Genomic DNA, 8,924 nt, shown 5'->3' with positions numbered 1-8,924 from the left:
TCTTGACCGAAATGTGACAATCCATTGTCACATTGATTAAAGTCCGACGTTACCGCGAACGTGTCGGCTTGCGACCGCCGCGTGGCTGACGGGCCTGGTGCATAGACGGCTTGCGCGCCAAACGCTGCAGCTTTTCCTTATCGCTGGTCTTCATCGCCGGCAGCGCAATCGGCTCCAGACCAACCTCCATGCTCAGCGCGTCCAGCTCGTTCTGTTTCAGCTCGCGCCAGCGACCAACGGGCAACTCAGCCCCCAGAAAGACCGGCCCGAAGCGCACGCGCTTGAGGCGGTTGACGCGCACACCTTGCGACTCCCACAGACGGCGGACCTCGCGGTTGCGGCCCTCCATCAGGCAGACGTGAAACCAGCGGTTAATACCCTCACCGCCTGAAGAAACAATGTCGGTGAACTTAGCCGGACCGTCTTCCAACATAACGCCTTCCTTCAGACGCTCGATCATCTCGTCATCCACCTCACCCATGACACGCACCGCGTACTCGCGGTCCATCTGCCAGGATGGATGCATCAGCCGGTTCGCCAGCTCGCCATCAGTGGTGAACAGCAACAATCCGCTGGTGTTGATATCGAGGCGACCGACGTTAATCCAGCGGCCATGTTTAAGGCGCGGCAGACGATCAAAAACGGTGGGGCGCCCCTCCGGATCATCGCGCGTACAGACTTCGCCCTCGGGCTTGTTATAGAGCATTACGCGGCGCACGACTTCGGAGCTGAGATCGCGGCGCAAGGGACGTTCGTCAACACTGATCTGATCCATGCTGTCAACGCGGCAGCCCAGCTCGGCGCGCTGACCATTCACGCTGACGCGACCGGCGGCAATCCAGCCTTCCACTTCGCGGCGCGAGCCTAGCCCCATGCGGGCCAGAACTTTCTGCAGTTTTTCACCAGCGGCGGGGGCCGCCGGGCTGTCGTTTACTTCAAATTCGTCGGTCATTGGAGCACCTCCCGGTGTAGATAAAAGCCGAGCAGGATAACACTGACACCTGTGTGCCAGCTATATCAGTTCAAAGGCTCTTCGTCGGAATCATCTGTCTGATCCGGCCCATCGGTCGCCGGCGTGTCCGAAACCGGCACGTCCGAGACCGGCATGTCCGAAACCGGCATGTCATCAAAATCACTCTTGAGATTGGCTTCCATCGCATTGAGTTCATCAAGCAGATTGCGAAAACCGGTCTGCCCCTCTTCCGAATCAAGCGGCTTGAGCGGCTCCACCGGCAGCCAGGGCTGGTCAACGGCCGCCTCAGTCTGGTCCGATTGCTCTCCCTCAGCAGACAGCGCCAGCTCGGGCTCCAGGTCCAACTCGTCCATTTCGCGCACCGCCGCCAGCGGCGGCAACTCGTTCAGACTGCGCAAATTAAAGTAGTCGAGAAACTGCCGGGTAGTGGCGTACATCGCAGGGCGACCGGGCACATCGCGATGACCGACAATACGCACCCACTCGCGGTCGAGCAGGGTTTTGACAATCTGGGTACTGACCGCCACGCCACGGATATCTTCGATCTCACCCCGGGTGATCGGCTGACGATAGGCGATTAACGACAGCGTCTCCAGCAGAGCGCGGGAATAGCGTTGCGGGCGCTCCTCCCAAAGCCGAGCGACCCAGGGCCCATAGGCTTCGCGCACCTGCAGGCGCCAGCCGCTGGCCACCTCGCGCAGCTCGATCGCGCGACCCTCGTAGCTGGCAGCAATCTTTTCCAGCGCCTTGCGCATATCGTCAAAGCCGGGCATCCGGTCTTCATCAAAGAGTTCGCGCAGGCGGTCGATCGACAAAGCGCGACCAGCAGCCAGCAAGGCGGCTTCAATGATGTGCTCAATCGGCGGCTGACTCATCCTCTCCCCTCGCTTTGACGTGAATGGGTGCAAGCGGCTCGCTCTGCACCAGATCAACCAATTGCTCCTTGACCAGCTCCAGCACCGCCATAAAGGTGACAACCACGCCAAGCTTGCCCTCACTGGCGTTGAACAGACTGACAAAGGGCACAAACTGACCTGACTTCAAACGGTCCAACACCTCAGCCATCCGCTCGCGGGTCGACAGCGCCTCGCGGGTGACCTGGTGGCTCTCAAACATCTCCGCCCGCCGCAACACTTCCGACAATGACAGCAGCAACTCCTGCATGCTGACGTCGGGGTGGGCGCGCCGGCTCGGCAACTCACCGACCTCCACCCGCGCAGCCCAGGTCTCGCGCCCCATGCGCGGCAGTGCGTCGATATCTTCGGCCGCCTTCTTGAAACGTTCGTACTCCTGCAGTCGGCGAATCAGCTCGGCCCGCGGGTCTCCCTCATCCTCTTCCATTTCTTCCGGACGAGGCAGCAGCAGGCGGGACTTGATCTCGGCGAGCATCGCCGCCATCACCAGATACTCGGCCGCCAGCTCCAGCCGCACCGCCTTCATCAACTCGACGTAGGACATGTATTGGCGGGTGATTTCGGCGACGGGGATATCAAGAATGTCGATGTTCTGCTTGCGAATCAGATACAGCAGCAGATCCAACGGCCCCTCGAAAGCTTCGAGAAAAACCTCGAGGGCCTCAGGGGGGATGTAGAGGTCCTGCGGGACTTCCGTGTAGGCCTCGCCATAAACGACGGCCAGCGGCAGCTCCTGCTGCCGACCTATGCCGCGGGAGCGATCCACCGCGGCTTCGGCGTCTGGGCTGACCTCAGCGTCTTGCGTTGGGTCAGCCATCATTCACTGCCGGTACTGCAGGCCCATGGCCTGGCGCACTTCGATCAAGGTGTCACGAGCAGCATCACGTGCGCGCTCAGTTCCTTCGTTGAGGATCACCCGAACCGCATCGGGGTTAGCCTCGTACTCGGCTGCCCGCTGTTGCATGGGCTCGAGTTCGGCGCTGATGGCATCAATGACCGGCTTCTTACAATCGATACAGCCAATACCCGCACTGCGGCAACCTTCCTGCACCCAGTCATGGGTGGCCTTGTCGGTATAGACCTGATGCAGCTGGAATACCGGACATTTGGCCGGATCGCCCGGATCGTTGCGGCGCACCCGAGCAGGGTCGGTCGGCATGCGACGAACCTTTTCCGACACCTCGTCGGTGGTGTCACGCAGGGTGATAGTGTTGCCGTACGACTTGGACATTTTCTGACCGTCCAGCCCAGGCATCTTGGAATCGGGTGTCAGCAGTGCCTGCGGCTCAGGCAGAATGACCTTGCCGCCACCTTCCAGGTAACCAAACAGACGCTCCTGATCACCCAGAGTGATGTTCTGCTGCTCTTTCAGCAGCGCACGGGCGGTTTCCAGCGCCTCGCCATCGCCCTGCTCCTGATACGCCTTGCGCAGCGAGGAATACAACTTGGCGGCCTTCTTGCCCATCTTCTTGATAGCAGCCTCGGCCTTCTCTTCAAAGCCGACTTCCTTGCCGTACAAGTGATTGAAGCGGCGTGCCACCTCGCGGGTAATCTCGACGTGCGCGACCTGGTCAGCCCCAACCGGCACCTGACCGGCGCGGTAAATCAGAATATCGGCGCTCTGCAGCAGCGGATAGCCAAGGAAGCCGTAGGTGGCCAGATCGCGATCCTTGAGCTTTTCCTGCTGATCCTTGTAGGTCGGCACGCGCTCCAGCCAACTGACCGGAGTGACCATCGACAGCAGCAGGTGCAACTCAGCGTGCTCGGGCACCTGCGACTGGATAAATATGGTTGACGAGGTACCGCTGACGCCAGCGGCAAGCCAGTCGATCAGCATGTCCCAGACGTTCTGTTCGATGCTCTGCGGATCTTCATAGTGGGTGGTCAGCGCGTGCCAGTCAGCAGCGAAGAAAAAACACTCGTACTCGTGTTGCAGCTTCACCCAGTTTTTCAGCACGCCGTGATAGTGGCCCAGATGCAAACGCCCGGTAGGACGCATGCCTGACAGAACCCGGCGCTGCGAATCGACAGAACTCAAGGGGAACTCCTGAAAAAGACGTATTGTGATATTTGCTCAGCGGCGATTATACCGATAATGCGCAAAGCGTCAGCGCCCGGCGCCAATCAATCAAGAATTTCATCACGGCTGAGGCCGAATGGCTCGGGGTCGCCCCGCCCTTCGCGCAGCAGCTCTGCCTCGCCATCGAGCAGGCTGATCACAGTGGTCGGCTCTACGGTGCAGGCGCCGCCATCGATGATCAGATCAACCAGTTTGCCCAGCCGATCCCGAATCTGTTCCGGGTCGGTTAGCGGCAGCGGGTCGTCCGGCAGAATCAGGGTCACACTCAGCAACGGCTCGCCCAGCGCTTCGAGCAGATCCAGCGTAATCTGGTGATCCGGTACGCGCAGACCGATAGTTCGGCGTTTGGGATGCAGCAACAGCCGCGGCACTTCACTGGTGGCATTCAGAATGAAGGTATAGGGACCGGGCGTAGTGGCTTTCAGCAAACGGAAGGTGGTGTTGTCGACCTTGGCGTAGACACCCAGCTCGGACAAGTCCCGACAGACCAGTGTGAAATTGTGCTTGTCATCCAGCTGACGCAGCCGGCGAATGCGCTCCAGCGCAGCCTTGTTGCCCAACTGACAACCCAGCGCGTAGGCCGAGTCAGTCGGATAGGCGACTACCCCACCCTGGCGGATGATATCGGCGGCCTGACGAATCAGGCGGACCTGCGGATTGTGCGGATGAATCTGAAAGAACTGGCTCATGTGCCCTCGCGAGGCTGTTTTAACTGCAGTTTAGCTGGAGAACAGCCGATTCTCCCATACCGGTTCACAATCGACCGGCATGGCTGTCATCTGACCGAGTGAGGTCCAGGGGGAATCAGGGCTGTGAAAGTCACTGCCGCAGCTGGCAAGAAAACCAAACTCGACCGCCAGCTTGCCCAGATAGGCGACCTGATCAACTGGCTGTTTGCCGTTGACCACTTCAATCCCGCGTCCGCCGGCACTGGCGAATTCGCGCAGCAGCGCACGCAGCTTACTGCGGGTAAGGCCGTAATGCCACGGGTGAGCAATGACCGCCATGCCGCCAGCAGCGCGAAGCTGCTCGACAACCTCCACAACAGTTGGCCAATGCTGGCGAATGTCGCCGAGCTTGCCGGCACCCAGCCACTTGCGGAACGCCTCACCGTGATCGCGTACGTGCCCGGCCTGCACCATCCATTCGGCAAAGTGTGGGCGACCCGGAGGCTGCGACACATCGCCACCGGCAGCCTGCTGCACCGCAACGGCACCCTCGAACCCGCCGGGCATGCGCTTGCCCGCCAACCGTTCACCAATCTGCCGGGCGCGACTCCAGCGCCCTTCCCTGACATTGGCCAGCGCGTCGGTGAGCGCAGGCGCTGTCGGGTCAAAACCATAACCGAGAATATGCAGGGTATGGCCGAACCACTGGGCCGACATCTCGACTCCGCTAACCCAGCGCACACCCAGCTCCCTGGCGGTAGCGGCCGCCTGCTCCAAACCGTCGATGCAGTCATGATCGGTCAACGCAACCAGATCGATCCCTGCCGCTTTCACTCGCTGCATCAGAACGTCGGGCCCCAGGCTGCCATCAGACGCGGTGCTATGCATGTGCAGATCAACAATCACGGGAACTCTCCTGGCGGGTTGCTTGACGCGGCGACGGGGCTTTCGCCTATTATGCCGCCTAAGCACTGACAACCCCAAGCAGACCGCAGCAAGCGAACCAGAACAGGCTCTGCCGGTAGACAACCAAACGCGTCTGCGTACATTTCACTGCAAGGAACCCACATGTTCTACGCCATCATGGCCACCGACGTACCCGATAGCCTCGCTGCTCGCCTCGCCGCCCGCCCGGACCACCTCGCCCGACTGCAAGTCCTGCAGGACCAGGGCAGATTGCTGCTGGCCGGACCGCTGCCAGCGGTAGACAGCAACGATCCGGGCAGTGCCGGCTTTACCGGCAGCCTGGTGGTGGCCGAGTTTGCCTCGCTGGAGGATGCGCAAAGTTGGGCCAACGCAGACCCTTATGTCGCCGCAGGCGTCTACCAGCACGTCACCATCAAACCCTTCAAGCGTGTCTTCCCGGCCTGATCAAGGATGCAGCCCATGTTAAGACCCATTACCCTAGCACTGCTGTTGTGCGGACTGGTCGGCACCGCTTCCGCCCAGACCGCGGACAACACACCCAGCGAGACACCAACCGAAACCGCCAGTCAGCACGACGTCGGCACCCTTCAGGCCGAGCTGGCCAAGGTTGAAGCCGAGCGCCAGCGACTTGCCGATCAGTTGGCCGCCGGCGACGGATCCGATGCCCTGACCCAGCTGCAGGACGAAAACCAGCAACTGCGCAACGAAAACCAGGCCGCGCGGCTGGAAGCGCAATCGCGCCTGATGGCCCAGCAGCAGCGCTGGTTCATGGTTGGCGGTCTGACCGTCGCGCTGAGCCTGCTGGCCGGCTTCATGCTGGCGAAGATAGGCCGGTCGAAGCGCCGCGAATGGCTGAACTGACCCCGGTCCTGATCATCGACGACGATCAGGAGCTCTGCGACCTGCTGCGTGACTGGCTGGCGACCGAAGGCTTCGCCCTGAGCTGCTATCACGACGGTCCCGGCGGACTGCAGGCTGCCCGCACAGACAGCTACGCTGCCATTATTCTGGACGTCATGCTGCCCGGCATGAATGGGCTGGAAATCTTGCGTGAGCTGCGCCAAAGCTGCCAGACACCGCTACTGATGCTCAGCGCCCGCGGCGAGCCAGTTGACCGCATTCTGGGACTCGAACTCGGCGCCGACGACTACCTGGCCAAGCCCTGCGATCCGCGCGAGCTGGTCGCCAGGCTGCGCGCCCTGCTGCGGCGCAGCCAGCCTGCCCAGGACGGCGCCAGTGACATGCTGATGCATGCCGGACTGCGCCTGGACGGCGGCAACCTGATGGCCTGGCTGGACGACGAGCCCCTGCAGCTTACCCAGAGCGAAGCACTGATCCTGCGTGCCCTGATGACAAGGCCAGCTCAGGTGGTAGACCGCCAAACACTGTCACGCGAGGCGCTGGGCAAACCGCTGGGCAACTATGATCGCAGCCTGGACATGCACATCAGCAATCTGCGCCGCAAACTGGGTCCACATCCGGACGGGCGCCCCCGCATTCAGTCCATCCGCGGTCGCGGCTATCTGCTGGGCAGCTGATTTACACAATCTTTACCCAGTGCAGGCCGCTGCTGACAAAGCGATCGCTAGACTCTGCAGGTAATGAGCGGATTCCCCGGTCAGACACCCACGGAGAACGACCATGAAAAAGACCCTGCTTGCCACTACCCTGCTGATGACCACCAGTCTGTCTGCCGGCCTGATGGCCGCGCCCACAACGGATGGCATGCCTGCGCAGCCCCGTGACGGCTCAATGTACCAGCGAGGCTTCGACCGTATGGCCGAAGAACTCTCACTGACCGATGAACAAAAAGCTCAACTGAGCCAGATTCGCGAGCAAGAACGCGAAAAGTTCCAGACCCTGCGCGCAGAAAGCAAAGCACGCTTTGAAGCGGTTCTGACCGCAGAGCAGCGCCAGCGAATGGAAGAACTGCGCGCGCAACGTCGCGAGTTCATGCAGGAGCGCCGGGACGGCCGCCCGCCACGCGGCGAACCCTGCAACCGTTGAACCCTGACCAAGAGACCGCCGCATGCGCCTGTTCTGGAAAGTATTTGCCGTACTCTGGCTGGCGACCTTGCTGGTCGGCGGCTCAGGCTTTCTGGTCAGCCGCGCGCTGCAACAGGATTGGTTGCTACTGCAGTTGAACCCCGAGCTGCGCGACTTTGCCGCGCAGCTCGCAACCGTATACGAGCAGGACGGCCCGACCGCAGCCCAGCAGTGGCTCGAGCAACAACGCCGTGAAAGCCGCCTGCGTGCCCGCCTGTTTGATGCCGCCGGCGACAGCTTGCTACCGGGCACTCTGACGCGCCTGCCGCGCTTTCAAGTCGAACCGTCACCAGCACGGCCGGAGCCACCACCGCAGCCACCCGGGCATGGCCGCCTGTTTCAGTTGGCCTGGAGCACTGATCACGCCAGCTACATCATCGCCCTCCACGTTCCTGCGCCAACGTTGTGGCGCAGCCAGCGTACGCCATTCACCCTGCTGCTCAATATCGGCCTGGCGGTCGTAGTGCTGGCCCTACTGAGCCTGCTGCTTAGCCGCTATCTGACCCGTCCGCTGGGCCAGCTGGGCGCTGCGGCCCAATCACTCGCCAGGGGCGAGTTCAACGCTCAGAGCCTGCAAAAAACCACCGCTCGCCGCGACGAGCTTGGCGAACTGGCCCGCCGCTTCGAAAGCATGGCCGACCAGGTCCAGTCGCTACTGGACAGCCAACAGCAACTGCTGCGTGATGTATCCCACGAGCTGCGCTCACCGCTAGCGCGGCTGCGCGTCGGACTGGCGCTGGGCAGCCAGCAGAACCTGCCGCAGGATGATCCACTATGGCAGCGCCTGGATCGCGAGTGCGACCGTCTGGATCAACTGATTGACGGCATACTGACCCTCAGCCGACTGGACACCCGGCGCGAACCGGCAACCGCATTCGACCTCGACGCTCTGATTGCCGAGGTGGTGGAGGATGCCCGTTTCAGCGCAGCCGATCTTGCCCTTGAACTGAGCGGAGAAACCGGCGTACAGCTGCATGGCTGGCCCGACCAATTGGCTGCCGCCATCGATAACCTGCTACGCAATGCAGTGCGCTTCAGTCCGGACAACGGCCAGATTCAGATCAGCCTGCGCCGCACTGCGGCGCAGGCCCTGATTCGGATCGACGACCAGGGGCCGGGCGTGGCGGATGAGTGGCTGGACAAGCTGAGCGAACCCTTCGTCAGAGTGCCGGGCCAAAGCGCAGACAGCGGTTACGGACTGGGGCTCACCATCGCCCGCCGGGCCATTGCGCGACATGGCGGCAGCCTGTCCTTCTCACACAATCCGCCGGGTGGCCTGCGGGTCGACATCAGCCTGCCGACGACACGCCGCTGAA

The 8,924-nt window shown here is 61.9% G+C and carries 11 protein-coding genes; 5 read left to right on the top strand and 6 right to left on the bottom strand.

Features of this window, described 5'->3' with window-relative positions:
• Window positions 1-49: 49 nt before the first annotated feature.
• The 6 genes from rluB to C1949_RS09115 all read right to left on the bottom strand — a co-directional run bounded on the left by rluB (window position 50) and on the right by C1949_RS09115 (window position 5,541).
• Window positions 50-952 carry a 23S rRNA pseudouridine(2605) synthase RluB gene (rluB, locus tag C1949_RS09140; protein ID WP_104738175.1) on the bottom strand — a complete coding sequence of 301 codons (903 nt, stop codon included), beginning with the start codon at window positions 950-952 and terminating at the stop codon, window positions 50-52.
• 65 nt (window positions 953-1,017) lie between these two features.
• Complete coding sequence (gene scpB / locus C1949_RS09135) at window positions 1,018-1,848, bottom strand: SMC-Scp complex subunit ScpB (protein ID WP_104738174.1); 831 nt, start codon at window positions 1,846-1,848, stop codon at window positions 1,018-1,020.
• Entirely contained in the window at window positions 1,829-2,704 is an 876-nt protein-coding gene (locus tag C1949_RS09130) for a segregation and condensation protein A (RefSeq protein ID WP_104738294.1), read from the bottom strand. Before C1949_RS09130 ends, scpB begins: the two co-directional genes overlap by 20 nt.
• A 3-nt stretch (window positions 2,705-2,707) precedes the next feature.
• Window positions 2,708-3,925, bottom strand: coding sequence for a tryptophan--tRNA ligase (locus C1949_RS09125; RefSeq protein ID WP_104738173.1), 1,218 nt, complete (start codon window positions 3,923-3,925; stop codon window positions 2,708-2,710).
• An 86-nt stretch (window positions 3,926-4,011) separates the two neighbouring features.
• Complete coding sequence (locus tag C1949_RS09120; protein WP_104738172.1) at window positions 4,012-4,656, bottom strand: L-threonylcarbamoyladenylate synthase; 645 nt, start codon at window positions 4,654-4,656, stop codon at window positions 4,012-4,014.
• Between the two features lie 30 nt (window positions 4,657-4,686).
• Window positions 4,687-5,541 carry a PHP domain-containing protein gene (locus C1949_RS09115; RefSeq protein ID WP_104738171.1) on the bottom strand — a complete coding sequence of 285 codons (855 nt, stop codon included), beginning with the start codon at window positions 5,539-5,541 and terminating at the stop codon, window positions 4,687-4,689.
• A gap of 162 nt (window positions 5,542-5,703) precedes the next feature.
• Here C1949_RS09115 and C1949_RS09110 point away from each other — a divergent pair, with 162 nt between their 5' ends.
• From C1949_RS09110 to C1949_RS09090, 5 genes are all read left to right on the top strand, one after another.
• Window positions 5,704-6,006, top strand: a complete 303-nt coding sequence (locus tag C1949_RS09110; RefSeq protein ID WP_104738170.1) for a YciI family protein — start codon at window positions 5,704-5,706, stop codon at window positions 6,004-6,006.
• Window positions 6,007-6,021: 15 nt separating this feature from the next.
• Window positions 6,022-6,423, top strand: a complete 402-nt coding sequence (locus C1949_RS09105; protein WP_104738169.1) for an SH3 domain-containing protein — start codon at window positions 6,022-6,024, stop codon at window positions 6,421-6,423.
• A complete protein-coding gene (locus C1949_RS09100) occupies window positions 6,420-7,100 on the top strand; it encodes a response regulator transcription factor (protein ID WP_104738293.1) in 681 nt (226 codons plus the stop codon). The genes C1949_RS09105 and C1949_RS09100 overlap by 4 nt, the downstream gene beginning before the upstream one ends.
• Window positions 7,101-7,203: 103 nt before the next feature.
• Window positions 7,204-7,569 carry a Spy/CpxP family protein refolding chaperone gene (locus C1949_RS09095; protein ID WP_104738168.1) on the top strand — a complete coding sequence of 122 codons (366 nt, stop codon included), beginning with the start codon at window positions 7,204-7,206 and terminating at the stop codon, window positions 7,567-7,569.
• A 22-nt stretch (window positions 7,570-7,591) separates the two neighbouring features.
• Window positions 7,592-8,923: a HAMP domain-containing sensor histidine kinase gene (locus C1949_RS09090; RefSeq protein ID WP_104738167.1), complete on the top strand. Its 1,332-nt coding sequence runs from the start codon at window positions 7,592-7,594 to the stop codon at window positions 8,921-8,923.
• Window position 8,924: the final 1 nt, after the last annotated feature.

Source organism: Halopseudomonas oceani, from assembly GCF_002903165.1.
Lineage (GTDB): Bacteria > Pseudomonadota > Gammaproteobacteria > Pseudomonadales > Pseudomonadaceae > Halopseudomonas > Halopseudomonas oceani.
The sequence above is the reverse complement of the archived record's forward strand: the minus strand, read 5'-3'. Positions and strand labels throughout refer to the sequence as shown.

Coding starts and splice junctions, on each gene's coding strand:
- rluB (WP_104738175.1), bottom strand. CDS start 952: ATGACCGACGAATTTGAAGTAAACGACAGCCCGGCGGCCCCCGCCGCT.
- scpB (WP_104738174.1), bottom strand. CDS start 1,848: ATGAGTCAGCCGCCGATTGAGCACATCATTGAAGCCGCCTTGCTGGCT.
- C1949_RS09130 (WP_104738294.1), bottom strand. CDS start 2,704: ATGGCTGACCCAACGCAAGACGCTGAGGTCAGCCCAGACGCCGAAGCC.
- C1949_RS09120 (WP_104738172.1), bottom strand. CDS start 4,656: ATGAGCCAGTTCTTTCAGATTCATCCGCACAATCCGCAGGTCCGCCTG.
- C1949_RS09110 (WP_104738170.1), top strand. CDS start 5,704: ATGTTCTACGCCATCATGGCCACCGACGTACCCGATAGCCTCGCTGCT.
- C1949_RS09105 (WP_104738169.1), top strand. CDS start 6,022: ATGTTAAGACCCATTACCCTAGCACTGCTGTTGTGCGGACTGGTCGGC.
- C1949_RS09095 (WP_104738168.1), top strand. CDS start 7,204: ATGAAAAAGACCCTGCTTGCCACTACCCTGCTGATGACCACCAGTCTG.
- C1949_RS09090 (WP_104738167.1), top strand. CDS start 7,592: ATGCGCCTGTTCTGGAAAGTATTTGCCGTACTCTGGCTGGCGACCTTG.